Origin of the sequence: Agromyces sp. 3263 (assembly GCF_031456545.1) — a bacterium.
Lineage (GTDB): Bacteria > Actinomycetota > Actinomycetes > Actinomycetales > Microbacteriaceae > Agromyces.
The window spans coordinates 555823-582446 of the sequence record NZ_JAVDUV010000002.1 but is presented as its reverse complement, the minus strand read 5'-3'; the positions used below and the strand labels follow the sequence as shown (position 1 = coordinate 582446).

Annotated in this window: 36 protein-coding genes and 1 tRNA gene; 32 read left to right on the top strand and 5 right to left on the bottom strand. The window is 61.2% G+C overall.

What is annotated here, in order from left to right; genetic code table 11:
• Window positions 1-26 precede the first annotated feature (26 nt).
• The 20 genes from J2X63_RS15955 to J2X63_RS15860 all read left to right on the top strand — a co-directional run bounded on the left by J2X63_RS15955 (window position 27) and on the right by J2X63_RS15860 (window position 13318).
• Window positions 27-803, top strand: coding sequence for a site-specific DNA-methyltransferase (locus J2X63_RS15955; protein ID WP_309979009.1), 777 nt, complete (start codon window positions 27-29; stop codon window positions 801-803).
• Window positions 804-814: 11 nt separating this feature from the next.
• The gene (locus J2X63_RS15950; protein ID WP_309979007.1) at window positions 815-1009 is read left to right on the top strand and encodes a hypothetical protein; all 195 of its coding nucleotides are present in this window, start codon (window positions 815-817) and stop codon (window positions 1007-1009) included.
• A gap of 218 nt (window positions 1010-1227) precedes the next feature.
• Entirely contained in the window at window positions 1228-1458 is a 231-nt protein-coding gene (locus J2X63_RS15945; RefSeq protein WP_309979006.1) for a hypothetical protein, read from the top strand.
• 490 nt (window positions 1459-1948) lie between these two features.
• Complete coding sequence (locus J2X63_RS15940; protein WP_309979004.1) at window positions 1949-2350, top strand: hypothetical protein; 402 nt, start codon at window positions 1949-1951, stop codon at window positions 2348-2350.
• A gap of 287 nt (window positions 2351-2637) precedes the next feature.
• The gene (locus J2X63_RS15935; protein ID WP_309979002.1) at window positions 2638-2889 is read left to right on the top strand and encodes a hypothetical protein; all 252 of its coding nucleotides are present in this window, start codon (window positions 2638-2640) and stop codon (window positions 2887-2889) included.
• On the top strand, window positions 2882-3127 hold the full coding sequence (locus J2X63_RS15930; protein WP_309979000.1) for a hypothetical protein: 246 nt from the start codon (window positions 2882-2884) through the stop codon (window positions 3125-3127). Before J2X63_RS15935 ends, J2X63_RS15930 begins: the two co-directional genes overlap by 8 nt.
• Window positions 3114-3299: a hypothetical protein gene (locus J2X63_RS15925; RefSeq protein WP_309978999.1), complete on the top strand. Its 186-nt coding sequence runs from the start codon at window positions 3114-3116 to the stop codon at window positions 3297-3299. Before J2X63_RS15930 ends, J2X63_RS15925 begins: the two co-directional genes overlap by 14 nt.
• Window positions 3300-4054: 755 nt before the next feature.
• On the top strand, window positions 4055-4498 hold the full coding sequence (locus J2X63_RS15920) for a hypothetical protein (RefSeq protein WP_309978997.1): 444 nt from the start codon (window positions 4055-4057) through the stop codon (window positions 4496-4498).
• Between the two features lie 119 nt (window positions 4499-4617).
• Window positions 4618-6207, top strand: a complete 1590-nt coding sequence (locus J2X63_RS15915; protein ID WP_309978995.1) for a hypothetical protein — start codon at window positions 4618-4620, stop codon at window positions 6205-6207.
• Window positions 6208-6228: 21 nt separating this feature from the next.
• Window positions 6229-7716 (top strand): phage portal protein, encoded by a 1488-nt coding sequence (locus tag J2X63_RS15910; RefSeq protein ID WP_309978993.1) that lies wholly within the window; start codon window positions 6229-6231, stop codon window positions 7714-7716.
• 136 nt (window positions 7717-7852) lie between these two features.
• Window positions 7853-8539: a hypothetical protein gene (locus tag J2X63_RS15905; RefSeq protein WP_309978991.1), complete on the top strand. Its 687-nt coding sequence runs from the start codon at window positions 7853-7855 to the stop codon at window positions 8537-8539.
• Window positions 8540-8606: 67 nt separating this feature from the next.
• Window positions 8607-9209, top strand: a complete 603-nt coding sequence (locus J2X63_RS15900) for a hypothetical protein (RefSeq protein ID WP_309978990.1) — start codon at window positions 8607-8609, stop codon at window positions 9207-9209.
• Between the two features lie 18 nt (window positions 9210-9227).
• The gene (locus tag J2X63_RS15895; RefSeq protein ID WP_309978989.1) at window positions 9228-10088 is read left to right on the top strand and encodes a P22 phage major capsid protein family protein; all 861 of its coding nucleotides are present in this window, start codon (window positions 9228-9230) and stop codon (window positions 10086-10088) included.
• An 11-nt stretch (window positions 10089-10099) separates the two neighbouring features.
• The gene (locus J2X63_RS15890) at window positions 10100-10666 is read left to right on the top strand and encodes a hypothetical protein (RefSeq protein WP_309978988.1); all 567 of its coding nucleotides are present in this window, start codon (window positions 10100-10102) and stop codon (window positions 10664-10666) included.
• Window positions 10663-11064, top strand: a complete 402-nt coding sequence (locus J2X63_RS15885; protein ID WP_309978986.1) for a DUF6093 family protein — start codon at window positions 10663-10665, stop codon at window positions 11062-11064. Before J2X63_RS15890 ends, J2X63_RS15885 begins: the two co-directional genes overlap by 4 nt.
• Window positions 11061-11462 (top strand): hypothetical protein, encoded by a 402-nt coding sequence (locus J2X63_RS15880; protein ID WP_309978984.1) that lies wholly within the window; start codon window positions 11061-11063, stop codon window positions 11460-11462. Before J2X63_RS15885 ends, J2X63_RS15880 begins: the two co-directional genes overlap by 4 nt.
• Window positions 11459-11866, top strand: coding sequence for a hypothetical protein (locus J2X63_RS15875; protein WP_309978982.1), 408 nt, complete (start codon window positions 11459-11461; stop codon window positions 11864-11866). The genes J2X63_RS15880 and J2X63_RS15875 overlap by 4 nt, the downstream gene beginning before the upstream one ends.
• A gap of 118 nt (window positions 11867-11984) precedes the next feature.
• The gene (locus J2X63_RS15870; protein ID WP_309978980.1) at window positions 11985-12467 is read left to right on the top strand and encodes a hypothetical protein; all 483 of its coding nucleotides are present in this window, start codon (window positions 11985-11987) and stop codon (window positions 12465-12467) included.
• A 60-nt stretch (window positions 12468-12527) separates the two neighbouring features.
• Complete coding sequence (locus J2X63_RS15865) at window positions 12528-12953, top strand: hypothetical protein (RefSeq protein WP_309978978.1); 426 nt, start codon at window positions 12528-12530, stop codon at window positions 12951-12953.
• A gap of 80 nt (window positions 12954-13033) precedes the next feature.
• The gene (locus J2X63_RS15860; protein ID WP_309978976.1) at window positions 13034-13318 is read left to right on the top strand and encodes a hypothetical protein; all 285 of its coding nucleotides are present in this window, start codon (window positions 13034-13036) and stop codon (window positions 13316-13318) included.
• Here the strand turns inward: J2X63_RS15860 and J2X63_RS15855 are convergent.
• Entirely contained in the window at window positions 13302-13550 is a 249-nt protein-coding gene (locus J2X63_RS15855; RefSeq protein WP_309978974.1) for a hypothetical protein, read from the bottom strand. The two genes, J2X63_RS15860 and J2X63_RS15855, sit on opposite strands and share 17 nt — an antisense overlap.
• A 64-nt stretch (window positions 13551-13614) precedes the next feature.
• On the opposite strand from J2X63_RS15855, the gene J2X63_RS15850 reads away from it, so the two are divergent.
• The 12 genes from J2X63_RS15850 (at window position 13615) to J2X63_RS15795 (ending at window position 24857) form a co-directional block, all read left to right on the top strand.
• A complete protein-coding gene (locus tag J2X63_RS15850; protein WP_309978972.1) occupies window positions 13615-16353 on the top strand; it encodes a phage tail tape measure protein in 2739 nt (912 codons plus the stop codon).
• Between the two features lie 23 nt (window positions 16354-16376).
• Window positions 16377-17192, top strand: coding sequence for a hypothetical protein (locus J2X63_RS15845; RefSeq protein WP_309978970.1), 816 nt, complete (start codon window positions 16377-16379; stop codon window positions 17190-17192).
• The gene (locus J2X63_RS15840; RefSeq protein ID WP_309978968.1) at window positions 17183-18679 is read left to right on the top strand and encodes a hypothetical protein; all 1497 of its coding nucleotides are present in this window, start codon (window positions 17183-17185) and stop codon (window positions 18677-18679) included. Before J2X63_RS15845 ends, J2X63_RS15840 begins: the two co-directional genes overlap by 10 nt.
• 2 nt (window positions 18680-18681) lie before the next feature.
• Window positions 18682-19911: a hypothetical protein gene (locus J2X63_RS15835; RefSeq protein ID WP_309978966.1), complete on the top strand. Its 1230-nt coding sequence runs from the start codon at window positions 18682-18684 to the stop codon at window positions 19909-19911.
• A complete protein-coding gene (locus J2X63_RS15830) occupies window positions 19908-20582 on the top strand; it encodes a hypothetical protein (protein ID WP_309978964.1) in 675 nt (224 codons plus the stop codon). The genes J2X63_RS15835 and J2X63_RS15830 overlap by 4 nt, the downstream gene beginning before the upstream one ends.
• A gap of 10 nt (window positions 20583-20592) precedes the next feature.
• Window positions 20593-21465: a hypothetical protein gene (locus J2X63_RS15825; protein WP_309978962.1), complete on the top strand. Its 873-nt coding sequence runs from the start codon at window positions 20593-20595 to the stop codon at window positions 21463-21465.
• Between the two features lie 89 nt (window positions 21466-21554).
• Window positions 21555-22199, top strand: a complete 645-nt coding sequence (locus J2X63_RS15820; RefSeq protein ID WP_309978960.1) for a hypothetical protein — start codon at window positions 21555-21557, stop codon at window positions 22197-22199.
• Window positions 22196-23047: a peptidoglycan recognition family protein gene (locus tag J2X63_RS15815; protein WP_309978959.1), complete on the top strand. Its 852-nt coding sequence runs from the start codon at window positions 22196-22198 to the stop codon at window positions 23045-23047. Before J2X63_RS15820 ends, J2X63_RS15815 begins: the two co-directional genes overlap by 4 nt.
• A 73-nt stretch (window positions 23048-23120) precedes the next feature.
• Entirely contained in the window at window positions 23121-23537 is a 417-nt protein-coding gene (locus tag J2X63_RS15810; RefSeq protein WP_309978957.1) for a hypothetical protein, read from the top strand.
• Window positions 23530-23766 (top strand): hypothetical protein, encoded by a 237-nt coding sequence (locus J2X63_RS15805; protein WP_309978955.1) that lies wholly within the window; start codon window positions 23530-23532, stop codon window positions 23764-23766. Before J2X63_RS15810 ends, J2X63_RS15805 begins: the two co-directional genes overlap by 8 nt.
• Before the next feature lie 3 nt (window positions 23767-23769).
• Complete coding sequence (locus J2X63_RS15800; protein ID WP_309978953.1) at window positions 23770-23982, top strand: hypothetical protein; 213 nt, start codon at window positions 23770-23772, stop codon at window positions 23980-23982.
• Window positions 23982-24857, top strand: a complete 876-nt coding sequence (locus tag J2X63_RS15795; RefSeq protein ID WP_309978951.1) for a family 16 glycosylhydrolase — start codon at window positions 23982-23984, stop codon at window positions 24855-24857. The genes J2X63_RS15800 and J2X63_RS15795 overlap by 1 nt, the downstream gene beginning before the upstream one ends.
• A 251-nt stretch (window positions 24858-25108) precedes the next feature.
• Here the strand turns inward: J2X63_RS15795 and J2X63_RS15790 are convergent, their stop codons facing one another.
• From J2X63_RS15790 to J2X63_RS15775, 4 genes are all read right to left on the bottom strand, one after another.
• Window positions 25109-25240, bottom strand: a complete 132-nt coding sequence (locus tag J2X63_RS15790) for a hypothetical protein (protein WP_309978949.1) — start codon at window positions 25238-25240, stop codon at window positions 25109-25111.
• Window positions 25241-25993: 753 nt separating this feature from the next.
• On the bottom strand, window positions 25994-26203 hold the full coding sequence (locus tag J2X63_RS15785; RefSeq protein ID WP_309978947.1) for a hypothetical protein: 210 nt from the start codon (window positions 26201-26203) through the stop codon (window positions 25994-25996).
• 2 nt (window positions 26204-26205) lie between these two features.
• Window positions 26206-26403, bottom strand: a complete 198-nt coding sequence (locus tag J2X63_RS15780; protein ID WP_309978945.1) for a hypothetical protein — start codon at window positions 26401-26403, stop codon at window positions 26206-26208.
• A gap of 100 nt (window positions 26404-26503) precedes the next feature.
• Window positions 26504-26574: transfer RNA gene (locus J2X63_RS15775), tRNA-Gly, on the bottom strand.
• Between the last annotated feature and the right edge of the window lie 50 nt (window positions 26575-26624).

Sequence of the window (26624 nt, the reverse complement as noted above, 5' to 3'; positions counted from 1 at the left end):
TGTTGCACGGGGATTGCATTGAGGTGATGCAGACGCTTCCCGCCGAGTCTGTTGATGCGGTTATCACGTCGCCGCCGTATGCAATGCAGCGGAGGTCGACGTACGGGGGCGTTCCCGAGTCGGAGTATCCGGCGTGGACTGTTGCGTGGATGGCTGAGGTCCGCAGGCTGTTGAAGCCCGACGGGTCCGCGATTATCAACATCCGACCACACATCAAGAACGGTCAGATCAGCGACTACGTGCTACGAACGCGCCTCGCGCTCCGCGAGGTCGGTTGGAACGAAGTCGACGAACTCATCTGGTTCAAGCGGTCGTCTCCTCCCACAGGAAGCCCGCGGAAGCCGCGGAGGTCGTGGGAGTCATTGCATTGGTTCGCTAAGCACGGGCAACCGTGGAGCGACGCGAAGGCGCTCGGCATAAAGACTGTCCCGCCCACAAACAAGAAGGGCTGGTTCTTGAGCGAGAACGCGAAGAATAACGGCTGGGAGCATTCCTTCGCGGGCAGCAACAAGCAACCCACGATCGCAAGATGTATGGACGTCGCGGAGATCAATCTCGGACGCCCTACCGAGTCGGACCGCAGTAACGGCGTCGCGCACCCCGCCCCGTACCCGCCCGCCTTGGCGGCCTGGGTCGGCAAGCTGGTATGCCCTCCCGGTGGAACCGTCCTAGACCCGTTCAGCGGCAGCGCCTCGACCGGTGTTGCCGCGATCCGTAACGGCTGGGATTACATCGGTATCGACGCGGTCGAAGAGTACGTGGAAATGAGCAGACGCCGGCTCTCTGCGGTTGAGGCCGCGTGAAGGGGCTGGTCATGAGTTCGCAGCGCGAGGTCATAACCCTCAACCAACTTGCGCAACGCATTCGCGACTGGAGGCTGTCGGTGGCCAATTGGGTGCACTGGCAGATCGAAGACCACCGGGGCGACGTGCTCGCGGAAGTTGAGTTCGAGTACGACGGCGGCGCATGCACGAACGTTCTTGCCATTCGGCGACTCACGAAGGACTGAGGAGGCGTGGTGACTCATGACAACCCGGAATGTGGTCCGTCTGGCGGCTGCCGCGGCGATAAGTGTGTCGGCGTACGCCCTCTGCGGTGCAGCGGGTCTGTGGGGTGTCGCACTGGCGGCCCCTGCACTGGTCGGTGCCCCGTACGCCGTGCAGCGTGCTCGTGCCGCGAGGCGTGTTCACCGGCAGATGGATGCTGAGCCGGCCGTGATCCTGGGCGGTGAGCGTCGTGGGCTGGACGGTTGATCCTGCGTCGGTGCCCGTTGAGGTGCCGCGCCGGATTCTGAAAGCCACCGACCGTTGCGACAAAGGCGAATGTGCTGCGGCCGCGTTCCACCGGGTCATCTTCTCGAGTGGTGCACTCGACCTGTGTAACCACCACTTCGAGGCCGCACCGGATTCGCTGCTGACAAAAGCCGTGTACCACATTGACGAGTCGTGGGCCGTCTGATGGCCCTTGAAGTCAGGTGCCGGTATTGCCAAGCGGCGGTCAGTCGACGTGGCGTGAACGCGCTGCGAGCTGCGCTCTCGGAACATTACCTGCGGGCGCACGCCGCCGAGGTCGCCACGGAGTGGGCTGATTTCGCAGAACTCATTGAATGATGCGCCGGGTCATTTCGGTGACGAGACGCCACATTGATTTCCTTTTCACGAAAGACGGAACCATGTATGCGCGCATCGAGTTGCCCCTAGACACAGAACTTCAACTGCCTGCCGCCGACGACTGTCATGTGGGTGATGACGTTGAGTGAGCCGCACCACGATAAGCGCCCGCTGAACGGGTTCCTGTTGGCGTTGAAAGTGCTCCTCGCAGCACTGTTCAAAAAGAGCTGAAACTTCGAGGGCCGAACATGCTCACAGGACAAGTCGGGTTGGTCCCCACAGACGGCGGCTGGGCTTCCGGGGTTGTGGCATGGGCGTCGAAATCAAACTGGACGCACATGATCGTCGCCATCAACGAACACGAAGTTGTGTCCGCCGAACCAGGCGGCGCACGAATCCGACCCATCGACTACTACCCCGGCATTGTGTGGTCACAATTCCCGCTACGCCGTGCACAACGACGCCGCATCGCCGTGTTCGCCCGCACAAGGGTTGGCACACCGTATGCCTGGTCGGACTACTTCGCTGTCGGGGCCGCCCTGATCACAGGCCGGTCAACACCAGAATGGTTGCGGTCCTACGTGGCAGACACGTCACGGCTGGTGTGCTCGCAGCTGTGCGACCTGGCGTTGCAGGCCGGCGGGGTTCATGTGTTCTTCGACCACAGGCCAGCAGGCGCAGTCATTCCCGCGTCGTTCGCGCGTGTGTTCATCGCAAGAGGTTGGACGGACATCCCATGAGACGGCCCGGTCATGTCTGACCTGCTAGAAGACACGTCGCTGGTACTGCTCGTCGAAGAGTTCGAGATTCCCTGCTGCGAATCCGTCCTCCACCAAGAGTGGAAACTGCCACCACACGAAGCGCACTGGTACGCAGCAGCCCCGTGCATGTCGTTGATCGCGGTGTGCGAAGACCGGAAACGTAAGTGCCTTCGTGACGGGGGCTGGCAGTGCACACCCGAAGTTACGGGTGGTTGCACGGCGGTACACGACTACGACGAACTGGATTGGACACCGGTACACATCCGATGAGCACCGAAACGTTGCGTGCTGTTGAAGACGCCATCCAAGCGCACATCGCCGACGAAAACCAGGGGAACATTGCCGCCGGTTGGGTTGCGTTCGTGTACTCCGAATCCATGCACACGACCACGTCCAGTTATTACGACTCGTTGGTGCCCGAGTCGCAACCATGGCACTCCACTGTCGGGTTGGTTCGCATGCTGGCCGCCGAGTACCAGGATCTGCCGTTGTACGGGGGAGTTGAAGACGATGACTGACATCGAAGCGCAGGTGCGCGCGGTCAAGGCGTCTCGGGTGTGGTTCTGGAAGCCGCAATGGTACTGGTTCGGATGGCGCACCCTGGTCCCGTTTCTGCGCGGCCATGATGAGTTCTCGCGAGAGACGTTGCTGTTCGGCTGGACGATCACCGGGCGGGTCATCATCGCGACGAACTACTGCGGCGACATTGACTGCTACGAGCAGACCTTGAGGTGGCACCACGATGACGACGAATGATCTGGCGTTCTGGGACAGCATCGCAGACGCCATGTGCGAGCCGGGATTCGCTGACGCCCTGCAACAGTTCGGCGAGATGCACGGTTGGACGGTAGATGTGCACGGTGAAACAGTCGACGTGCTCGAGGTAGAGAACGCAGCAGACCACATCGAACAACGCTTGGAGCACTGACGTTGTACGCATGTGAGTACCCAGGATGCGGTGCAGAATACACGTCAGCCCTAGCAGCAGGGGTATGCGAAGACGACGACCGGGAGAGGGATTCCAACACCCGGGGTTGGACTAAACGCTACGACTTCCACCGCAAAGACTGATGCGTGTCTGCTCAGTGAGTGGATGCCCCGCTATCTTCCCCCGCGACGAGGGCAGCCGATGCCAAGCACACAGGCGTGCAGCGGACAAGGCAAGGGGTAGCGCTACCGAACGTGGGTACAACTCACGCGGACACCAACACTTCCGCAACCAAACCCTAGAACGAGACCCCATCTGTGTGCTGTGCCACCTACGAGAGAGCACAGTAGCTGACCATCACCCACGCTCACGCAAAGAACTACTCACGCTTGGGTTGAACGCTGATGATGCACAGTACGGCCGCGGACTATGCGAGTCATGTCACAACAGCGAGACCGCACACAACCAACCAGGAGGCTGGCACGCCACCTGACAGCCGGCGAGGGCACAACATGGGTGGGGGGAGACCCCCAAACGTGACAGCGCTCTAGACCGCCGGGGAGGGCGTTTTTTGGTGCGCCGGGTTCAAACACTTTCTGGGTAAGCCTTTGGGTCGCGCAATGTGGCCCCTTTTCTATGTCGGCGCAATGCTGGCGGGGGTGACGGGTATGACTTCTGGTGGTGCTCGGCGTAGTAGTGGTCCGCCTGCTGATCCGAATGCGCTTCGGCGTGATCGTGCGGGCGATGCGGCCTGGGTGACTCTGCCGGCCGAAGGGTTTCAGGGCGATGTGCCCGCGTTCCCGCTTGAGCGGATCCCCGTCTACGACATTTACTTCGAGGACAAGAAGCGGGTCAAGGTGTTTGACCCTGACGGCACCGACTCGCTGCGTGACCGTGAGCTTGCCCTTTGGGAAGCGCTGTGGTCGAAGCCGCAGGCTCACATGTGGTCGAAGTTGGGCCTTGAGTATGAGGTGGCCGCTTATGTTCGGGCGTTCATCGAGTCGACCGGCCCGGATTCCAACTCGGGGTTGAAGACCGCTGCACTGCGTATGGCTGCGGAGATCGGTTTGTCGCTGCCGGGTATGCATTCGTTGCGTTGGAAGTTCGCCGAGGATGAGTTGGGCGCCCGTCGTTCTGAGCCTGTTCGTTCGTCTGGTGGTGTTTCGGCTAAGGATCGGTTGCGTGCACTCAATGGATGACGACATCCTGTGGCTTACTCCGCGCGAGGTTGAGCAGTTGCGCTCGATGCTTGAGAACCCGCCTGAGCCGCGCGTCCTCGAGGGGCTGCGTAGGTTGCTATCGCACGGGGACGTTTTCGATGGCTGAGTTTTCGCTGGTTCCCGAGTGGATCGAAGCGCATTGTGTGATCCCTGATGGTGATGACATTGGGCGCGCGTTTGTGCTGGGTGATGAGCAGTTGTCGTTTGTCGCCGCTCATTACCGGGTGAAGTCGGGTACGCGGCTGGACAAGATCGTGAAGCCGGCGGATGCGTTCGTGTTTCGTCGTTCGCAGTTGGTGCGGGCGCAGAAGTGGGGCAAGTCTCCGCTGATTGCTGCGTTCGTGTGCGCTGAGGGTGTCGGGCCTGTCGTGTTCGACGGGTTCGCTGAGGCAGGCGACGTGTATGACTGCCGCGACTTCGGGTGTGGTTGTGGTTGGTGGTACGAGTACGACGCGGGCGAGCCTAAGGGGCGTCCGTGGACTACTCCGTTGATTCAGATCACGGCGACGTCTGAGGATCAGACGGATAACACGTATGACGCGTTGCGGCCGATGATTGATAAGGGGCCGTTGGCTGAGCTGATTCCGAAGACGGGTGAGGAGTTCATTCGTCTGCCTGGTGGTGGCCGTATTGATGTGGTGACGTCGAAGGCTAACTCGAGGCTGGGTCAGCGCATCACGTTCGCAGCTCAGGATGAGACCGGGTTGTGGTTGGAGTCGAACGGCGGCCATAAGTTGTCGAAGACTCAGCGGCGTGGTTTGGCTGGTATGGGTGGTCGTTCGATTGAGACGACGAACTCGTGGGATCCGTCGCAGGATTCGGTTGCGCAGCGCACGTTTGAGGCGCGCGCGGCGGATATCAATAAGGATTTCCAGCAGCCGCCCGCTCACTTGTCGTTCAAGAACAAGGCTGAGCGTCACAAGATTTTCGTGTTCAACTATCGGGCTGCCCCGTGGGTGTCGATTGACGCTATTGAGGCTGAGGCTGCGGAGTTGATGGAGAAGGATCCGGCGGATGCGGAGCGCTTCTTCGGGAACCGCATTGTTGCTGGTACTGGTGCGTGGATGGACATGTCGAAGTGGGAGCAGAAGAAGGCCCCCCGCGATGTGCCCCGTAAGACTCCGATTGTGTTGGGGTTTGACGGTTCGGATGTGAACGACTGGACGGGTATCCGTGCGGAGACCCTGGACGGCTACCAGTTCACGCCGACGTATCATGACGGCCGGCCGACGATTTGGAACCCTGCTGAGTGGTCTGGGCGTGTGCCCCGGCTCGAGGTGATGGCCGCGTTCCATGAGCTGTTCGAACGGTACGACGTGGTGCGCGCGTACTGTGACCCGCCGTATTGGCAGTCGGAGATTGATGATCTCGAGGGCCGGTATCCGAAGCGGGTTTTTCGGTGGGAGACGTACCGGCCGAAGCAGATGTATGCGGCGTTGGAGCGGTTGAAGACGGATGTGTCTTTGGCTGAGTCGACGTTCACGCATGACGGTAACGAGACGGTGTCTACGCATGTTCGTAATGCGGTTGAGATGGCCCGTAACCCGTACCCGACTTATCTGATTTTCAAGGCGTCTGAGACGCAGAAGATCGACCTGGCAATGAGTTCTGTTCTCGCGCATGAGGCTGCGGGGGATGTGATCGCTGCCGGGTACACACCTGAGGCAGACGAATACGTCTACTACTGATTACCCCCTTTGGAGGCTCCGTTGGATGCAGATGAAGCCCTCCGAATGGTGAACCGTATTTATGCCCGTCTTGATGGTCGTCGTAGCGTCTTTCAGACGCGTGAGGACTATTACAACGGGTTGCAGCCGTTGTCTTTCGCGACTGATGAGTGGCGTAAGGCGAATGCTGCCCGTTATGCGGGGTTCTCGGATAACTGGACGCGGCCGGTGGTTGATGCTGAGGCCGAGCGTCTTCGTCATACGGGTATCAAGATTGGCGAGTCCGTTGATGCGGGCAAGAAGCTGTGGGAGCAGTGGTTGCTCAATGAGATGGAGATGCAGTCATCTCAGGGGTTTGTTGCTTCGTTGACGACGTCGCGGTCGTTTGTGATCGTTTGGGGCAACTCGGATGATGAGCCGCTGATTTCGTGGGAGCACGGTTCCGACGTCGAGATTGAGTACGACTGGGCGAACCCGCGTGAGCGTGTTGCTGCGTTGAAGACGTGGGTTGACGAGTCGAACGAGTACGCGACGTTGTACACGCCGGATGCGGTGTGGAAGTTTGAGCGTTCGCGGTTCAAGACGGCGTCTGAGCGTGAGTCGCAGTCGGCGCAGTCGAAGGTTCAGTCCGCCGCGCCTGGTGGCTGGGAGGCTCGCCGGGGTAAGGCTGACAATACGTGGCCGTTGGAGAACCCTATGGGTGTGGTGCCGGTTGTTGAGGTGCCGAACCGGCCGACGTTGAAGGGCGACCCGATCTCTGAGATTCAGGGTGTCATTCCGATGCAGGACGCCATCAACTTGTTGTGGGCGTACATGTTCTTGGCTGCGGATTATGCGTCGATGGATGCGCGCGTGATCCTGGGTCAGGAGCCGCCGAAGATCCCCATTCTCAATGAGAACGGGGAGAAGATCGGCGAAAAGGTCGTCGACATGCGCGACTTGCAGGAGAAGCGTTTCCTGTGGTTGACGGGTGAAAACGCGAAGATCGACTCGTTCCCTTCCGCGTCGCTCGAGCAGTTCACGAAGGTCATTGAGAAGGCTGTCGGGCATATCGCAGCTCAGACGCGAACGCCTCCGACGTACCTGGTGACGACTGCTGGCATGTCGAACGTGAACGGTGAGGGGTTGAAGGCGTCGGAGATTGGTCTCGTCAAGAAGACCCTCGAGTTCCAGACGTTCGCGACGCCTGCTTTGCGTGAGGTGTACCGGCTTGTTGCGTTGGCGATGGGTGATAAGGCCCTTGCTCGGCAGACACGGTTGGCGACGATTGCGTGGATGAACCCGGAGATTCGTTCCGAGGCGCAGTTGGCTGATGCGTTGGTGAAGAAGCGCAATATCGGTTACCCGTTCGAATACATCCTCGAGCTTGACGGGTTGGACCCGGTTGAGGTTGAGCGCGTCATGCAGATGCGTGAGGACGAGTTGAACGACCCGCAGATCGCGGCTGCTATGAGGGGGCTGGATGATTCCGCGGGCGGCTCAGGAGCAGTACCGGACGCAGCAGAAGATAGCGGCGGTGACGTCGGCTAGTACGGCGAAACTGTGGCGTCGCCTGGGTGACGATTTTTCGTCTCAGTGGGTCGGTGTGCGGTCGGAGTTGTCTGCGGTCGTTGAGCGGGGGCGTGTGGCGTCTGTGCGTGCCGCGTTGCCGTACACGGATGCGGTGTTGGCGGAGACGAACCAGGTGGGTGACCCTGCGGGGCGGTTGAACCCTCCCCGGTTCGTCGCTACCGCCCCCGATGGCCGCCCGATGGGCACCTTGTTGGATCAGTCGCTTATCAGCGTGAAGACGTCTATCAAGGGTGGCGCGTCGGTTCGCGAAGCGCTCGCAACGGGCGGAACGCATCTGACACGCGACGTTCTGACGGTCATGGCTGATACGCGCCGGCAGGTGTACCACGCGGACATCATTCAGCGCCCGAAGCTGGGTGGTTACGCCCGCATGTTGAATACGCCGTCGTGTTCGCGGTGCGTGATTCTCGCGGGTAAGTGGTTTGGGTGGAACAAGGGTTTCCTCCGTCATCCGCGGTGCGACTGCATGCACATTCCGGCGTCTGAGGCGCTGGGTGAGGGTATGGCGATCAACCCGCGTGACTATTTCGATTCGTTGTCGAAGGAAGCCCAGGACAAGACGTTTGGCAGGGCCGAGGCGCGGGCAATCCGTGACGGTGCCGACGTCGGTCGCGTGGAGAACATCCGCGGTCGTGGCTTGGGTACGGCGAAGGCTGCACGTAAGTACGGGACGCCTTCGCGTCTGACCGTTGACGACATTTACCGGGTGGCGGGTACGCGTGAGAACGCTATCCGGCTGCTCACTACGGAGGGTTACGTCCTCCCGGCCTTCGGGCGATGAAGCTTCCCGCTCCTCGCGGGAGATAGTGCCGCGCAACGCGGCGACCAACCAACTAGGAGCAATTCCCATGTCGGATGAAGCGAACGTCGATTCTGTCGACACTGACACTGCTGTTGACGCCTCCGCTGAGGTCGATGCGCCCGTTGAGGGTGCCGAGGCCTTGGGTGATGCGGGCAAGAAGGCTTTGGACACAATGAAGGCTGAGCGCAATGCTGAGCGTGCCCGTGCCCGTGATGCCGAGGCCCGTGCTGCCGAGCTTGAGGCGAAGTTGCAGGGACGCGAGGCGGAGTTTGCCGCCGAGGTTGAGAAGCGCAAGACCCAGAACGAAGCGATCCTTCGGGCTGAGTTGAAGGCTGCGGCTAAGGGGCGGCTTGCTGACCCTACTGACGCGGCGCTGTTCATCCAGCTTTCCAATTTTGACGTGTCAGAGAACGGCGACGTTGACGCCGACGCATTGAACGCTGCGATTGATGACCTGATCGCCCGCAAACCCCATCTTGGAGCCGATAAGGCGCGCCGTTTCGACGGCGACGCAGATACGGGGCCGAAGGGTGACGGTAAGCCGGTTCAGATCCGCTCGCGCGAAGAACTCTCACGCATGACCCCTGACGAGATCGTTGAGGCTGAGGCCGCTGGCCGGCTCGCGGACTTGCTCGGGGGTAAGAGCTAAGCCTAGGAGGGCTATCTAATGGCTGTTACCAATTTTGTTCCTGACCTGTGGACTGCAAAGATCCTCGTCGCGCTTCGGAAGAAGGCCGTCGCTGGCGGTCTTGTGAACCGCGACTATGAGGGCGAGATCAAGCGCCAGGGTGACTCGGTGAAGATCACGTCAATCAATGACGTGACCATCGGCACCTACACCGCTCACACGGACATCACGTTCGAAGACATCGACGACGCGACCCGTTCGCTCGTGATCGACCAGCAGAAGTACTTTGCTTTCGAGCTGGACGACATTGAGCGTGCGCAGTCGGTCAACGGCGGTGCTGTGATGAACCAGGCGTTGGACAACGCGACCTACCAGCTTCGGGACGTGTCCGACGCGTTCCTGCTGGCCGCGATGAACACCGCGATCCAGGGCACGTCGAACGACCTTGGCACTGTCGCGATTCACACCACGAAGCAGAACCTGTACGACGCGTTCGTTGACCTTTCGGTCACGCTCGATGAGGACAACGTTCCCGAGGAGGGCCGCTGGTCGGTCGTTTCGCCTTCGCTGCACGGCCGTCTGCTCAAGCTGGACTCGTTCATTCAGGCTGGCGACTCCGCGTCGCCTCTCGCTCGTTTGAACGGCTTCATCGGTGAGATCGCTGGCCTGTCGCTGTTCAAGTCGAACAACCTTCCGGCTGTCACTGACGCCGCCGCTACCGGTGGCCTTGCTATCGCTGGTCACGGCATCGCGACCACGTTCGCTGAGCAGATCACGTCGGTTGAGGCTGTGCGCCTCGAGAAGCGCTTCGCTGATGGCCTCAAGGGTCTTCACGTTTACGGTGCGAAGGTTGTTCGTCCGACCGCGCTTGCCGTGGCTGAGTTCGACGCTACCCCGTAAGTAGAGGAGTGATGGTGGACGCATTCGCAACAGCAGATGATCTGGCGGCCCGGTTGAACCGGACCTTCACCGCGGAGGAGGAAGCTTGGATCATTACGCTGCTTGAGGATGCGTCCACTTATCTTCGTGAGGACGTTATTGGGCAGCAGGTGTTTCCGCAGTCGTCGGCGACGTTCTCTGGGTGGCCGGATGGTACGGGGGCTGTGGTGTTGCCGCAGCAGCCTGTGATTTCGGTTGATGCGGTGGAGTTCGAGGGTGACCCGGTCGAGTACACGCTTCGTGATGGGGTCGTGTATGTCGATGAGTGTGAGCCGGTGGATATCACGTTCACGTATGGTTACGCGGTGGCCCCTGAGGGGTTGAAGCGTTGGGCGTGTGTGTTGGTGTCGCAGGCGTTGGTGCCGCTCGAGTTGAACCTTGGTTTGACTGTCGGCGGCCTGTCGTCGGTTGCGATTGACGATTTCAAGGCTGCGTTCGCTGATGGTGGCGAGGGTACCGGGATGTCGTTGTCTGACCGGAACATCGCGTTGATTCGCCGGCAGTACTCGACGGACGTGCATGTTGGGGGTTCTCGGTGAGCATCGCCCGCGGCGCGTTGAGTATGGGGCGTGGTGTCGCGGAGTCGTTGATGACGGACACGGTGCGGATCTTTCGGCGGGCCTATCTGGATACCGCAGATGATGACGGTAACCCGGAGTTCACGGACACGGATGTGTGGTCGGGGCCGGCACGGCTGGTGCTGCGGTCCGCTGCTGCTATCCGTGATGTGGACGCGCAGTCGCAGTTGTTGGCCGTGCAGTCGCCGCGCCTGGATGTGCCAGTTGAGGGCACTGGTGGTGTGAAGAACGCGGACCGGTTTGTGATCCTTTCGTCAGCCACTGACCCCGAGTCGGTGGGTCTCGAAGGGTTCGTGTCGGGCATGTTCCCGCAGACCTACTCGACTGCCCGCCGCCTGCCCGTTGAGGTGGTGTCGTGAGCGACGGGGTGTCCTTCGATTTCTCGGAGCTGAACACGTTGACCGCTGACCTTGTCGCAGCCCCGGTGAAGGTATTGCCGAAGATCCGTCAGGCGCTCGAGGTGTCCGCAAGGCATATCAAGGATGACTGGCGGGCTGACTGGTCCGGTTCGTCGACTGTCCCTGGTGGTGCTGCGGCGATCTCGTACGACATTGAGGGCGCGTCTTCGGCGGTCCTCGGTAAGTCTGCGATGTCTGCGGAGATTGGCCCGGAGTTGAAGGGTCAGGGTGCGGTGGTTGGCATGCTCGAGTATGGGACGCCGAACACTGGGCCTCGCGGGTTTGGTGCTGCCGCGTTGAAGAAGAACGAACCCGACTTTGAGAAGGGTATCGGGTTGGCGACGGAGGGTCTGATATGACCGCTGAGGCGCATCATGACGCCCTTGTGGCGCGTTTGAAGGCTCACTCACAGTTGGGCACGTCCGTGTTCGAGTTGGGTGCCGTGCCGACCGTGAACCCGCCGGCCCGGTATGTGGTTGTGGCGTCGTCGTTGGGCGACTGGGATCAGCTCCGGTTGTCCGGGTCGAAGGATGCGCTGTTGACGTCTCACGTTTTGTACTGTGTCGGCAACAATTCGGCGGCTGCCCGCAAAGTTGGTACGTGGGTTACGGAGCAGATGAAGGATCACCGGTTGACGGTTGCCGGCCGTCAGGCGTTCTGCCCCGACCCGTGGATTTCGCGTCCCATTCAGATTGATAAGGACGGCCCGATTGTGTTGCCGTTCGCGACGATTGCGTTCGACATTCTGTCCGAACCCGTCTAACGCCGCATGAAAGGAAGCCCCCTTGAGGGGCTTTTTTTGTGCCCGAAAGCTGCCCGCACCCCGCGGGTAACCCGGTCCTGCGGGTTCTCCGACAGGACTCATTTAGAAGGAGAATCCCTTGGCTGCTGAAACTGTTCCTGTCTCTTCCCAGTCCGATGGCCGCTGGCGGATCGGGTTCGTCGAGCTTGCCGACGACCCCCAGTCTGTTGCGGACATTCTTGTTGACCTGACGTACTCGTTCACCCCGGACGGGTTCGACTACCAGATCACCCAGGCGGTCGTCGCTGACGGCCGCCTCACCCTCGAGCAGAACCTTGAGCAGCCCGGTAAGAAGTCGGAGACGTTGAACGTGAAGTACGTCACGTCGACCACTGCCGACTCGGCTTCGCTCACGCTCGTTGAGGGCACCGAAGGTTACCTCGTGGTTCGCCGCGGTGTGGCGAACTCGACGGCTTGGGCTGCCGCTCAGAAGGCCGACATCATCACGTTCAAGGCTGGCGCTCAGCGTCCTGACGCACCGGTTGAGAACGGTGTCGACACGACGTCGCAGACCCTTTACATCACCGATGTGACGGTCAAGGGCGCGACGCTCGCTGCCTAACCAGACTGCCGGGGCGGGTAACCCCCACGCCCGCCCCGGCTTCACCTTTTTCTGTGGGGAGTGGTGGGGATCATGGGTTTTCTTGAGGATGTGGCGGCTGCTAAGGCAGCGCCGAAGCCGAAGTCGTCGCCTGTTCCGGTGATCGTGAACGGGGCGTTGTATGAGCTGGTGTTTGAGCGTGCTGATGGTGACGTGTGGGCTGAGTGTGTGTCCCGCCATCCGGCCCGCTTGGATTCGTTGATTGATAAGCGGTACGGGTACAACTTCAACGCGGTGGTGTTGGAGATGGCCCCGAGGACGGGTGCGCTCGCGGATGGTACGGCGATTCCTGCTGAGGCGTGGGCTGACCTGATTCCGTCGTTGGCCGGTGCGGAGATCAGTGCTGTGACTGACGCCATTTGGGCGTTGAACGAGTGGAACCCGGCGCAGGAGATCGAGAAGGCAAAAAAAGCCTCCAAGGTCGGTTCGCGGAGGAAGTCGAGCTAGCCGACAGTATGGGGGTTTCCCCGTCGCGGTTGTTGGGTCGTGAACCGGTTGAACGGCACGAGCATTACAACGCTGACGGGGTGTTCACGGGGGTGACTGTTGTCACCAGGGAGCCGGAGTTCACCCGTGAGGATGTGACGTATCTGCTCGCTCGCCGTCGCATGGCGTTGGAGATCGGCCCGCATGGGATTCCCATGTCTGAGGCGATGGACGCTGAGAATCAGTTCGCGTTCAAGGGGCCGGATAAGCCGCGCATCGACTGGGCTGAGAAGGCGTTGCGTGATGCGATCGACGGTTACTACAAGGGCCGTCCGGACATCAACCGCAACGGGCACAAGTGGGGCGGTGTTACGAGGCGCGGATGACGGCTATGGCGATTCCGAGTATGGCGAGGACTAGTCCGATGGGTGCCATGCTCGGGATCGGCTTGTCGCCGCGTTTCACGATGGTGTAGAGGCCGGCTAGGACGGCGATTGTTCCTGCGACGAGCGGGAAGCCTGGCGCTGACGACAGTAGGGCCGTGATGAGGCCCACAGCGCCGAGGACGAGTGCCGCGATTGGTGCCTCGCTACGCGTCGGCGTCTTTGTGTCGGTCATTTCGAAACCGTACCGCCTGCGGGTGGTTTGTCGTAGGGGTTACCCCCTGTATTGGAGGTACGGCATGCCCGAGCGCATCACACGCGTAACCCTTACCGCGCAGGTTGGTGACTATGTCGCTGGCATGGATAAGGCTGCCCGGGCAACTAAGGAGACCGCCAACGCGGCTCAGAAGCTGACCCAGTCGAAGAAGGAATTTGACGCGGTCGGCAAGGCGTCTCTGGCGCTCGGGGCGCTTGCTGCCGCGGGTGTTGGTTTGGCCGTTTCGAAGTTCGCTGATTTCGATAAGGCGATGTCGGCGGTTCAGGCGGCAACGCATGAGACGACCGAGAACATGGCGTTGCTGCGTGACGCCGCGCTTGAGGCTGGCGCTTCGACGGTGTTTACTGCGTCGGAGTCGGCTCAGGCGCTCGAGGAGTTGGCGAAGGCTGGCATTTCGACGGCGGACGCTTTGGGCGGCGGGTTGAAGGGTTCCCTGGACCTTGCTGCTGCTGGTGGTCTTGAGGTCGCGGATGCGGCCGAGATTGCTGCGAACGCGTTGACGGTGTTCAACCTTGCTGGCGCGGATGTGCCGCATGTTGCTGACGTGTTGGCTGCTGGTGCGGGTAAGGCTCAGGGTTCCGTCGATGACTTGTCGGCTGCGTTGAAGCAGTCGGGTACGGTCGCCGCGGGCATGGGCATTTCCCTTGAGGAGACTGTCGGGTCTCTGGCGTTGTTCGCTTCGGCCGGTATCACCGGGTCGGATGCGGGCACGTCGTTCCGTCAGATGTTGTTGCGCCTGTCGAACCCCACCGAAGAGTCCAAGGAACTCATGGACCAGTTGGGCATCAGCGTGTACGACGCGGCCGGCCAGTTCGTGGGCATGGGTTCCGTTGCGGGGCAGTTGAAGGACAAGCTGTCTCCGTTGACGCAGGAGACCCGTGATGCGGCGTTGGCGACGATCTTCGGTGCTGACGCGATCCGTACCGCCCGCGAACTGTACAAGGGTGGTGCTGAGGAAGTCGCGAAGTGGACGTCCGCTGTTGACGATTCCGGGTATGCGGCTGAGACTGCCGAGCTGCGGTTGGATAACCTCGCGGGCGACTTGGAGAAGTTGGGTGGCGCTTTCGACACGGCGCTGATCAAGACGGGTTCTGCTGCGAACGACGCGTTGCGTGGTTTGACGCAGGGTGTCACTGGTGTTGTGGATGCGTTCGGTAAGGCCCCGGAGCCGGTGCAGGCGACTGCGTTGGCTATTGGTGCGGTGACGGCGGCTGTTGGTTTGGCTGGTGGTGCGTTCCTTCTGGCGGTTCCGAAGATTGCGGCGTTCAAGGCTGCGTTGGCGACGATGTCGCCGGCCGCTCAGCGGGCCGCGGGTGTTATTGGGAATGTCGCGAAGGCTGCCGGTTTGATCGCCGGTTTGGGTGTTGCTGTTTCGATCCTGGACAAGCTTGCTACTGGTGGCCCGAAGGCTGCGGTTGGTATCGAGAAGGTGTTGCAGGCGTTGAACGGCGGCGACTTGGATGCTGCGTTCAAGAACGGGTCTAAGTCTGCTGATGAGTTCGCGGAGTCGTTGGAGCTTGTTGCCGGGTCTGGGTTTGATGCGCAGATGGAACGGTTCGGTGAGGCGATTGCTGGCCCGTTCGGAATCACCGGTGCGGTTGGTGAGGCGCGTACGGGGTTCGATTCGCTGTCGCAGGCTTTGGCTCAGATGGTGCAGGACGGTAAGGGCGAGAAGGCTGCTGCAATTTTCGCTGAGATCACCCGTAAGGCCGAGGAGCAGGGCATCTCTGTCAAGGAACTCAAGAAGTTGTTCCCTGAGTATGAGAACGCCCTCGCGGGTGTGTCCAATGAGCAGGAGGACGCGACCGTCTCATCGGCTGCGATGTCGGAGGGTTTGGGCGACGTCGAGTCTGCCGCTGATACGGCGAAGGATGCTGTCGATGACTTGGCAGAGACGATCCGCGGGTTCGGTGACACCCAGCTCAGCGTGAATGACGCGAACCGTCAGGTGCAGCAGTCGTTGGATGATTTCACCGCCTCCATTGAGGAGAACGGGCAGACGCTCGATATCACCACTCAGGAGGGCCGCGATAACCAGGCGGCGCTTGACGGTATCGCTGAGGCGTACAAGGAAGCGGCTGCGGCGACGGTTGAGAACACGGGTAAGCAGGAAGATGCGATCCCCGTTATTGAGGCTGGGCGGCAGGCGGTCATTGATGCCGGCATTGCGGCCGGGTTGTCGCAGACGGCGGCTGAGTTGTACGCCGATTCGCTCGGGTTGATTCCGGGTGACGTGTCCACTCAGGTGAATTTGTATTCGCAGGAGGCGATGGACGCGGCGCTTCGAATGGCGCAGCTCATCCGTGACATCCCGAACTCGAAGACCGTTTACCTGTATGTCGAGGAGCAGCGGAAGTCGTCTGGTGCGCCGGCCGGTCAGGTGGGTGCGGCGTACGGCAACACGGGTGGTTTGTTGGTCCCGCACCTGTCGGAGGGTTCCCCGGCGTGGTGGCGCGACGGTGTTGTGAAGGGTCCGGGTGGGCCTCGAGACGACCGCGTCCGGGCGATGCTGTCGCCTGGTGAGTTCGTGGTGAACGCGGACGCGACGAAGAAGAACCTTGACGTGTTGCATGCGATCAACGGGGGCGCTTCGTATGGTCCGGGTGCCGCTCAGGCTCCCGCGCCGGCACCGTTCCCCGCTGTCGGGTTGCAGTTGTTGCGTGAGATCCGTGACCGGGTCGGGTTCGACGTTCCGGTTCCGGCGGTTCAGGGTGCGTTGTCTTCGCGGAATGTGGCTACTACTACGAGGGGTCGTGCTTGATGTGGTTTGGTACACGCTCGTACATGCTCGATGTCCGCGACCCGCAGATCAACCCGGATTATGAGACGGTCGGCTGGGAGGACTCAACCCAGTACCTGAATGGTGGGTTGGGTGTCTCCCAGTCGGTGGCCGCTCACCGTGAGTATTTTCTTGACTTCGGGATGATGTCTCGTGCTGAGGCCCGGAAGATCACGGATTTTGCGGATGGTGTGTACGGGACGGGTCTGATCTATTGGTTGGACCCGGTCGCTGCGGATCAGAATGCGTTGCCGCAGCAGTGGGCTACCCCGTCTATTGGCGGGTATGACGGTGTGCCGTTGGCGGGCGATGTGCGCCCGTCGTTGTCGACGAACTCGGTGACGTCGCAGGGCTACCCGTCTGAGCTGGCGACGTACACGTTGGCCGGCGATTCGGTGTTGCGGTCGGTGTTCGTGCCGATCCCTACCGGCTATTCGGCGTGGGTGGGTGTGCACGGCGAGTCCGACGCGGCCGGGTGCGTGAAGGTCACCCCGTACACGGGTTCAACTGCGGGCACTGTGGTGCATCCGACGATCTTGTCGACGGCGACGACCACGCGTGTGAACACGGAGGTCGGTGGCGGGGCGACGGGTCTCGAGCTGTCGTTGGACAACACCACGCCTGGGACGTTCACGTTGGCGGGGATGATCGTGCAGGTTCTCCGCGACGGTGTCACCCCTGCGACTGGTGGGTTTGTGTCGGGTCAGGGCCATTCGGGTTGCCGGTTCATTGGCCGGCCCATGCGTGTCCCTTATGACACTTCCACGTTGGATCTCGTGAACGTTACTGCGAAGTTGGGTGAGGTTGGCGAATGGGTGTAGATATTCGCGTTGGTGGTGAGGCGGAGTGGAACGCTTCGGGCATCACTGTCAGCGAGGATGCGACCCCGTTGGATCCCTCTGACAATTTCGGCGGTGTCGGTGCGGTTGCGTTCACGATTCCGGAGAATGCCGGTTCGAAGTCGTTGTTGAACGCTGACGTGACTGTCACGGACGCCGCCCGCGGGACGACGCAGGGTGTTGTGAAGGCGCTGGCGGGCGAGAACGGCAGCGTGAAGGTTGACGCGCTAACCAGGTTGTCGGCGTTGGTCGCTGACCGCACAGCCCTCCCGCATGTGGGCACCCTCGAGTCGTTGCTGCTGTACTACTTCGGTTTGTGTGGCATCACGGACGGCATTGTCATCGACGAGACTGTCGGTGCCGTTGAGGTTGTGGTGCCGGGTTGGTACGGGGATGTGTGGCAGCAGCTCAAGAAGCTGACGGCGGCGTACCAGTTCGAGATCATCCCGGTTGGGACTGACATTGCGGCGCGGCCCCCGAGGACGATCACCGCTGACCGCGTGAAGGAGTCCGCGTTCTCGTGGGCGTTGGACGAATCACAGTTGGCGCAGACCGTTGAAGCCTGGTACTACCCGGCGGAGGAAATCACTGACGCGTTGGTGGTCGGCAACGAGCTGTCGCCTGTGGCGAATCTTGACGCGGGTGAGGTGTTCGAGTTCGACATTCAGTTGGACGCTTCTTTGTCGTCGGTGGTGCAACCGGTCCCTGCCACGTCGGTGGGGTTCGGTGAGTCGTCGGCGTCGGTCTATTCGGTGCTCGACCAGTTTGACAACCCTGTTCCGGCGGACGCGTGGACGGCCGGTGGCGGGTCTGTGACGGTCGAGATTGGCGAGGATACGCGGACACTGCATGTGACCGTTGTTGGGTCTCAGAACCGCTTCTTGGCCCCGTACAGGTTGGCTGGTAAGGCGATCTCGGGTGCGGAGTATTCGACGCTGCGTGTGATCGGCACTGGTGTTTCGTTTGAGCGGAAGAAGTATGTTCTCCCGGCTTCAACGGATGATCGCGCGACTGACATTGTGGGCGCTGAGGTTGATAACGAGTTCTTGTCGTCGTGGGGTCACGCGCATCTTGTGTTGTTGCATTCGGCGCGCCGGCATGGCGGTGTGACTCGACGCATTTCGGGGTCCGCGTGGCATGTGTTGTCCGCGGCTGATTTCAGTGGGCAGGCGTACGGGAACGTTGCTGGTGCCCGGATTTTCGAGGACTTCAACGTGTACCGGATCCGGTCTGCGACGATTACCCCGTCTTCGGTGTCGTATGAGGCCGAGGTTGACACGACTATTGCTGACACGAACGCGGTGAACGAGGGGTTCACGATCGCGGAGTGGAACGCGTTTTGGGCTGGTCGTCCGATTAGCGAGTTCAACTTGCGCCCTTTGACGCCGATTGGTGTTGGTGGCGGGCCGGAGCCTGTGACGGGTTACGGGTCTGGTGTTTACGGCGGTCCGCCGACTTATGGAGGTTAGACGTGCCCATTTCTCCTACGCTGCCGGCTGACGGCGAGTCCAACTGGGATGTGACGCTGAACGCCGCGTTGGACGTGATCGTTGATGGTGTTAACGACAACGAGACTGCGATTGCGGCGAAGCTGGATTCGTCTGCCGCTCCCGAGCTGATCCGGGACACGATTGGTACCGCCCTGGTGGCGGGGACGAATGTGACGATAACCCCGAATGATGGTTCGGATACGATCACGATTGCGGCGGCTGGTCTGGATGCTGAGGGCGTCCGGGACACGATCGGTGCGGCGTTGGTTGCCGGGACGAACGTGTCTATCAGCGTCAATGATGGCAGCGACACGATCACCATTTCCGCCTCGGGTGGCGGTGGTGGCGGTGCGACTGATCTTGAGGGTCTGTCCGACGTGGATCTCACGTCGCCTGCTGATAACCAGTTCCTCCGGTACACCGGCACGGAGTGGGTGAATGAGGCTGTCACGCAGGATGACATTGGTGACGGGTCGACGTATAAGCAGTACAGCTCGACGGAGAAGACCAAGCTTGCGGGTATCGCGTCGGGTGCGACGGCGAACTCGTCTGATGCCACTCTGCTTGCGAGGGCGAACCACACCGGCACCCAGTCTGCGGACACGCTCACGGACGGGACGACAAACAAGGCGTTCCTCGCCACCGAGCGGACGAAGCTGTCGGGTATTGCAACGTCGGCGACGGCGAACAGCTCGGACGCAACCTTGTTGGCGCGCGCGAACCACACTGGTTCGCAGACGGCTTCGACGATCAGCGACTTTGCTACGACCGTTCGCGCCACGACCGGTTCGGATACGGCTGCCGGCTCGTTGGAGTTGGCGACGGATGCGGAGGCCGTCACCGGGACGGACACGGCACGCGCTGTGACGCCCGCTAACGTCGCCGCGGTTGTCGCCGTGACCCGTGCCCGTTACTCGGCTGTGAACGCTCAGACGGGCACGACGTACGCGCCGGTTCTGTCTGATGAGGGCAAGTTGGTGACGTTGTCGAACGCTTCGGCGATCACGGTTACGATGCCGCAGGACTCGGCTACCGCGTTCCCTGTGGGCGCGACCATCGACTTCCTTGTCATCGGTGCGGGTATGGCGACGTTCTCTGCTGGTACTGGTGCGACGGTGAATCCGACGTCGGTTACGCGGGCGCAGTGGTCTGCGGTGACGGCGATCAAGCGGGCGGCGAATACTTGGACGATCGTGGGTGATCTGGCGTGACCCCAGGTGTTGGTGCTATCGCTTCCGGATACCGGGTTGTCGGTGGCGGCGGTGTCACCGTCAGCGCGATCGAAGTCCTGCATACGTCGCTGCCGGGATCCGTCAACGCTACGCCGACCGTGACGACATCGCTGGTGCCGACCGACCGTGTCGTGGTCATGTCGTTGAAGCAGAACACTGCGTCGGGCCCGGGCATCTCGGGTCTTGGCGCGACGTGGAATGCCGATGCTGCCCTCACAACAACGGCGGATACGAACATTTGGTCCGCGACGGGGATCACGGGCGGCGGGACGATCACGGTTACCGGGCTGGGCACCGGCCCCAGTGATGTGATCGTGTACGTGTTGCGGGCAAGCAATGGCGCGGTGTCTTCGCTAGTCAATGCGCAGACCCTGCCGTTCGGTGCGGCAGTGGCGGGAACAGTGCGGTCGACGTCTGGTACTGCTGCGACGGCCGGCTCGTTTGTCGCGGCCGCTTCGTGGATCAGTGTCGGCACAATCTCCCTTCCGACTTCGTCGACACCGGCGTCGGGCTGGACTACGGACCACACCGGCAGCACGAATGTGAAGGCGATCAGCCAGACACTCTCGACTGGTGCGACCGTGTCGGTTGGTGTCACTTCCAGCTCATCGTTTTCGTGCTCTTTGTTGCACGCCATCTATCAGGTGTAGGGGGTTTCCTTTGGGTTACGTTCCGAAGATCAACCTTCCCCTTGAGGGTGTTGAGCATGCCCGCTGGTTGGAGAAGCGTGCGCTCGAGCAGGAGAAGTTCAACGCTGAGGTGCGCGCGTTTATGGCCCGGTCCGCCCGCGACTCCTCTGCTGGCGCACGGCAGACGGCGGTGATCAACAACCGCCACCTTGACACCACGGCGGCCGTCGAGGCTACGAACGGTATGCCCCCTGGGGGGACGACGGGTCAAATGATCCGAAAGACGTCGTCTGCCGAGGGGGCGGCGCAGTGGACGACCGAATGGCAGGGGTTGATGCCCGAGTATTGGGTGTCCTTGTCGTCTGCTGGCGGTTCCTACTACGTGTCCGCGATGAGTCTCTTGAACTCGGAGGCTGAGGACGAGACGCGTTCCCTGCGGCTGCTCCCTCCGGTGCAGTTCGCCGATGGTGGCACGACGATGCTTCCGATCGGGGTCGGCAATTATCCGGATGCGGTGGGCGGGTTCGGCGGTCAGGGTCAGTCGCCCATTCACCTGTATGTGGAGGTGAACCCTTCGACGGACGATGAGGAGTTCACTATCTACCCGCCGACGTCTGACAATTCGTTGGGTGTGACTTCTCCGTTCTACACGTTCGACCTGTCCGTGGTCGGCCCGCATTCCGCGGTCGTCCACATCGAGAACACGGCCTTGTTCTACGAGGGGACGCTGACACCTGTGTTGGGTGCGGTGGAGCCTTGGAATTTGCCTTCGGGTTTCGCAGCCGCATGGTTTGTTCGAAACGTGCACGGCTGGGGGGCTGTCGCAGCTCCGATGGTGTCTTGGGATGGTGTGACGGCGTCGTTTTCCGACGAGTACTACGAGACCAACGTTTACACGCCTTAGGTTGTCCGACCAGTTGTTCGTTATGCCACCCCGCACGGGTGGCTTTTTTGATGCCCGGAGGACATATGCCTACCACCGACGATCATGGGATGCCCATTTACTCTGATTCGGAGCCGATGCCGGATTGGGACATTGCCTATAACGCACAGTCGACCGCGTTGGGTGAGGCGTTGGATGCCGCCGCACAGGCGGACAAGGACGATGACGCCGTGGCGACGATCGCCGATCTGCCCGTCACAGGCAACTGGGCCGGCCGGGTCATCATGGTCGAAGAGAACGACATGCTGTACGTGCATGACGGCACGGGCTGGTACATCTACGGCGGCAAACTGCCCTACTTCTTCGGGGACCGTTCCATCTCGGACGTTGACGGGTCGACAGCGCATCAGGGCATCGTCACGTCAACAACGTATGCGCGGGGCATCACCCGCGACGACTTCACTTTGACGTTCGAGACGACCGGCATCTACCGGGTGGACTTGATTGTTGGGTGGGAGCCGAACGACACAGGACAACGCAACCTTGGCATTGAGGGTACGGACATCACCGTGCTTGGCCCGGGCCTGTCGTTCCTCGAACCGCACCCCGGTTCGGGTGTGACCGAGTCGCAGATTTTGAACACGTACATTCTGGTGACCGCCCCTGGTGCGACGGCAACCCCGTATGTGGTGCATAACGCCGGGGTAGCGTTGGGCGTGTTCGGGTCTGTGTGCGTGATGTGGGTGTCGTCATGACCCATTCGCCGCTGACTAACGGGTTCCGGCTGACGTCGGACTCTTCCCCCCGCCCCTCACGCATCGACCGGTTCATCGTCCACCATGCGGCGACGACGTCGCTCGAGGCGATCCTGTCCCTGTTCCAGCCAGGCGACCGTACGGTGTCCGCGAACTATGCACTCGGCAACGACGGCACCCTGATCATGGCTGTCGACGAGGACCGTCGCGCGTGGACTTCCTCTTCGGAGTATTGGGATGGCCGCGCGGTGACCATTGAGGTTGCGAACTCGGTTGCGGGAGATCCGTGGCCTGTTTCAGATGCGTCGTTCCGAAAACTCGCGGCGCTGATCGCGGATGTGTCGCTGCGGTACGGGTTCCCCGTGAACGACGACACAGTGTTGACGCACCAGGAGTTGTACACCCGCTACGGGGACTCCTACGCGACGGCGTGCCCCGGCGATTTGCAACGCCGCAAGGGCGAGCTGATCGCGCTGGCGAACGCCTACCGCTCCGGCGGCACTGCGGGGTTGGGCGTCCGCCCAATCATTGAACCACCCACGGAGGACGACATGATCATCTACGTTTCGGAAAGCGCGTCTAAGGACGGGCTGATCCCTAAGGGGTTCAGTTTCATTCAGGGGCCGGAAGGCCCGCTCCGGCCGTTGTCGGAACTCGAGTACAACACGTACATGTACTTCGCGAACGCCGACCCGAAGGTCAACAAGACGGGCAAGGTGTTCCCTGTCCGCGTCGCCGTGTGGCCGGGCGAGCAGATCCGCGAACTGGTCCGTGGTGTCGGGCTTCGTCAGTGGGATGGGTTGGGCACGAAGAACAACCCCCAGTTGACCGGGCTGACTGTCAAGTAATCTCCCCCCTCGTTCCCCCGAGGAGGGATCAAATATGCCACCTGGATTTCAAGAGTGGGCTGAGTCTGTTTCCTTGTGGCAGATCATCGGCTGGACGGCCGGCGCGGTTGGTGTCGTCCTCTTCTTCTGGAAGGGGTGGCCGTGGCTGCGGAAGACAGCCACGGCCGTTGTCCATTTTGCTCAGATCGTCGATGCAGTACAAGAGCTTCCCGCATTCATTGCCCGCACGGACGAAACGTTGAAGGCGCAGGACGCGGCTATAGCTGACATTCACCATGAGGTGCATTTCAACAACGGGTCGTCTGTGAAGGATGGCGTTTCGCGTGTGGAGTCTGGTGTTGCCGACCTGTCGTTGAGGGTCGCTGAGGTTGCTGAGGATTTGGCGGATGCGAAGAAGGCGTTGGCGACGTCGGACGCGAAGATCCGTTTGGACTTGGAAGTGAGACGCGGCGTGGAGGACACCCGCAATGAGGAGAACGAACATGACTGACGCAGTGCCCACCCCGAACGATCTTGGCGTGATCATCTCGTCCGCGAAGGCCCGTAAGTGGATCTATGGCTTGTATGTGCTCGCCCTTGTGGGTGCGGGCGCAACACAGGTGGCGTATGCGTCCCTCGAGTTGTCGGCCCCGCCGTGGCTGGTCGCATCCGTTGCGGTACTCGCATACCTGGGCATCCCCGTTGGTGGTCTTGCTGCCGCGAACACCCGGAAGGCGTGACTGATGGCTCTCACTGCGACCGTTGATCTCACGAAGACGCCCATCGAGCTGCGGGTTGTGTCGGACCGCCGCAAGGTGGAGGTGACTGCTTTCTCTGTTGGTGAGACAGCGGTTGGTACTGCACTGTTTCCCGTGCCGGTGATCACTGACGCGTCGGGTCGGGTATGGACTAAGAAGTCCGACGACGGTGTGACGACGGTTTACACGTCGAGCTGATGCCGCGGATCACCGTTCAGGCGGCGGGGGAGACCGCCTACCTGGATTACGAGCCTGACGCGGCGGCACTTCCGTACTGGGGTGCGCCTGTGTGGCGTGACGAGTTCGACGGGACTGTCGTCGATCCGGCGAAGTGGTACGTGCGCGACAGCGACGAGTTCGGGAGCATCCCCGACAAGGGCGTCATCGAACGCACCATGTGCACAGTGTCCGGCGGCGTCCTCCACATGCGCAGCCAATGGTTGGCGGCCCCGGTGGGCGACCGGTACGTGACCAGCGCCTACATGGATCAGGGCAACGGCAAACCCGACATCTACTCGCAACGGTTCGGGCGGTGGGAGATCCGCGCCAAAATGCCCACCGGCAAGTACACCCTCGGCACGCTCGCAGGGTTCTGGCTGCGCAACGACAACTCCGGTGAAATCGACATCGTCGAGGCGTGGGGATTCGGTGAAACCCCCCTTGCGTCGTCGTCGCAGAAGAACGGCACCAGCACCACAACGTTCCACTCCCACACGGGGACGGTGCCGGCTGGGCAGGTGTATCAGAAGGCGGCGTGGACGCTCGAGGACTCGTTGAGAGCCAAGGGTGTCACGGTCAGCAAGGCGTATGAGGACTTCCACACTTGGGCGTTCGAGTACACGCCCACCTATGCTGCGACGTTCCTTGACGGGTATGAGGTGTACCGGATCACACCGGCGACGCACCCGTGGGTTTGGGGGGCGCAGTTTCAAACCCCGTTGCATGTGCGGCTGTCTCTGCACATGGGGCCGTCTGCCACGTATTACGGCTACCCGGACCCGAACAACAAGCAGCTCACCCAGAACGTCGACTTTCAAGTCGCACACGTTCGCATCTGGGCGTTGCCCACTTGAAAGCTTGCCGGCTGCGCACTCCGGCGCAGTTACCCCCGGCAATGTCCCTGCCTCGGAAGAGGGCAGGGGTACTGAAGGAGGTGCCTCATGAACTGGTGGGATTTCATTTTCTGTGCATTCATGACTGGCGCGCGCGTCTGCTACAAGTAGGCCGCACCTGAGAAACAAAGATGCCCCCCGTACCTCGTACCCGCGAGGTCGGGGGGCTTTTCTTTGTTGCGTGAGTTTCCCGAAGGATCAGTCCCGTGAACTCACACAGGGTGGACGGTGACGATGACACCGGAGCGGTTGTACTTGTATCCGCGGTTGCGTGCCTGCTCGTCACTCGAAGCCTGGACGCGGGTGGAGGTGCCATCCGAGTACTGAACGTAGTAGGTCTTCATGTTTCTCACCCCGTCTTGGTTGGTATGTTTCGAAGTTATTGCCCCGTGATTGTTGGGGGATCAGGGTTAGCCCTGAACTTGTTTGTGTAACTCAGTTTAGTAACTGGGGTTAGTGTTTCAAGTCCCCCGTTTGGGGCGCACCCCCTGTACTGGGTTGTTTAACTGAGTTAATTAACCGTGGTGCCCCAATATGCTGGCCTGTCGTGGGGATAAAAGATGAGCTGGTTGCGATGGCCGAGTTACAGCGCAAACTTCCTGACCGTCGCGCCGCTTTGGTTCATCGTGCAAGGCAGGCGGGTATTACGTGGCGGGAGATCGCGAAGATACTTGAGATGACTGAGCCTGGTCTGATTAAGGCGGATAAGGCGTGGAAGGAACGCGGCAAGCCTGAGGGCTAACTTCGGAAGAATTTAACCTGTGGGCTATTCGTCTCCATGTACGCTTTTCTGTACATCGCCGTCTCTGTACGCTTTTTCGCACAACGCCGTCCCATTCTGGGTCATTGGGGTAGCGGGTATCGCGCCGCGGTTGTCCCTGATGGGCCGTGTGAGCGGATGAACGCCGCGTGTGTTTCCTCGACCGCTGTACGCAACGTCGTGTAGTAGCCGACCGTTTGCCCGTCGAACACGGCTTTGTATCCGACTTCACCGGCACGGCGGATGATCGCTACCTGCCCGTAGTCGCGTCCCATGCTGTCGACGAGTGTCCACACGCCTGGGGTTCGTTCGTCGGCTGCGAGCAGAGGATGCCACGTCACACAGGCAGGGTAACGCCAGACGTGTCCCAATGAAACAGGCCGTCGCGTCGGGCCATGCTCCGCCGCAATTCAGCGGGGATGAGGAACTCTTCGTCGTCCTCGCTGGATCCGGAGGCGAGGTCGCCGTCGTAAAGGAACCAGCCCTGAGCGTGGATCTTTCCGTCGCGCTCTACGCGCCACTGCTCGAACGAATGCGCCTTAGCCACGGTCAGCCGATGACGTTGAACGCGTCGATGATCTGATCCGCGTCTGCCGCTTCTTGGGCCTGCCGGATGCCCTCGGCTACACCAGCGGCATAGCCCTCTTCGAAGTAGATCTCAGGGTTGGAGGTGTGGTTGTGGTTGCTCGCGTTGCGCGCCTTCCAGGCTTCCAGCGCCGCTTCTACTCGCTCCTCGTTGTCGCTCATGCCCCCCAGTTTACCCGCAGTTGGTCTATAGACCAAGACCTCGGCACCCTTTTAGGACGATTGGCTAACGTTCGGGCTGACGTTGTGGGAGACTTCCTAGAGCGGATGACGGGAATCGAACCCGCGTAATCAGTTTGGAAGACTGAGGCTCTACCATTGAGCTACATCCGCGCGCGCCCGCCTGCGGGCACCGGACCATCGTAGTACACCGGGCGACGCGG

Bases quoted from the DNA above. Each gene is read 5' to 3' on its own strand.
- J2X63_RS15955 (WP_309979009.1), top strand. From the start codon at position 27: ATGCAGACGCTTCCCGCCGAGTCTGTTGATGCGGTTATCACGTCGCCG.
- J2X63_RS15950 (WP_309979007.1), top strand. From the start codon at position 815: ATGAGTTCGCAGCGCGAGGTCATAACCCTCAACCAACTTGCGCAACGC.
- J2X63_RS15940 (WP_309979004.1), top strand. From the start codon at position 1,949: ATGATCGTCGCCATCAACGAACACGAAGTTGTGTCCGCCGAACCAGGC.
- J2X63_RS15935 (WP_309979002.1), top strand. From the start codon at position 2,638: ATGAGCACCGAAACGTTGCGTGCTGTTGAAGACGCCATCCAAGCGCAC.
- J2X63_RS15930 (WP_309979000.1), top strand. From the start codon at position 2,882: ATGACTGACATCGAAGCGCAGGTGCGCGCGGTCAAGGCGTCTCGGGTG.
- J2X63_RS15925 (WP_309978999.1), top strand. From the start codon at position 3,114: ATGACGACGAATGATCTGGCGTTCTGGGACAGCATCGCAGACGCCATG.
- J2X63_RS15915 (WP_309978995.1), top strand. From the start codon at position 4,618: ATGGCTGAGTTTTCGCTGGTTCCCGAGTGGATCGAAGCGCATTGTGTG.
- J2X63_RS15900 (WP_309978990.1), top strand. From the start codon at position 8,607: ATGTCGGATGAAGCGAACGTCGATTCTGTCGACACTGACACTGCTGTT.
- J2X63_RS15895 (WP_309978989.1), top strand. From the start codon at position 9,228: ATGGCTGTTACCAATTTTGTTCCTGACCTGTGGACTGCAAAGATCCTC.
- J2X63_RS15890 (WP_309978988.1), top strand. From the start codon at position 10,100: ATGGTGGACGCATTCGCAACAGCAGATGATCTGGCGGCCCGGTTGAAC.
- J2X63_RS15875 (WP_309978982.1), top strand. From the start codon at position 11,459: ATGACCGCTGAGGCGCATCATGACGCCCTTGTGGCGCGTTTGAAGGCT.
- J2X63_RS15855 (WP_309978974.1), bottom strand. From the start codon at position 13,550: ATGACCGACACAAAGACGCCGACGCGTAGCGAGGCACCAATCGCGGCA.
- J2X63_RS15850 (WP_309978972.1), top strand. From the start codon at position 13,615: ATGCCCGAGCGCATCACACGCGTAACCCTTACCGCGCAGGTTGGTGAC.
- J2X63_RS15845 (WP_309978970.1), top strand. From the start codon at position 16,377: ATGCTCGATGTCCGCGACCCGCAGATCAACCCGGATTATGAGACGGTC.
- J2X63_RS15840 (WP_309978968.1), top strand. From the start codon at position 17,183: ATGGGTGTAGATATTCGCGTTGGTGGTGAGGCGGAGTGGAACGCTTCG.
- J2X63_RS15820 (WP_309978960.1), top strand. From the start codon at position 21,555: ATGCCCATTTACTCTGATTCGGAGCCGATGCCGGATTGGGACATTGCC.
- J2X63_RS15815 (WP_309978959.1), top strand. From the start codon at position 22,196: ATGACCCATTCGCCGCTGACTAACGGGTTCCGGCTGACGTCGGACTCT.
- J2X63_RS15805 (WP_309978955.1), top strand. From the start codon at position 23,530: ATGACTGACGCAGTGCCCACCCCGAACGATCTTGGCGTGATCATCTCG.
- J2X63_RS15800 (WP_309978953.1), top strand. From the start codon at position 23,770: ATGGCTCTCACTGCGACCGTTGATCTCACGAAGACGCCCATCGAGCTG.
- J2X63_RS15795 (WP_309978951.1), top strand. From the start codon at position 23,982: ATGCCGCGGATCACCGTTCAGGCGGCGGGGGAGACCGCCTACCTGGAT.
- J2X63_RS15790 (WP_309978949.1), bottom strand. From the start codon at position 25,240: ATGAAGACCTACTACGTTCAGTACTCGGATGGCACCTCCACCCGCGTC.
- J2X63_RS15780 (WP_309978945.1), bottom strand. From the start codon at position 26,403: ATGAGCGACAACGAGGAGCGAGTAGAAGCGGCGCTGGAAGCCTGGAAG.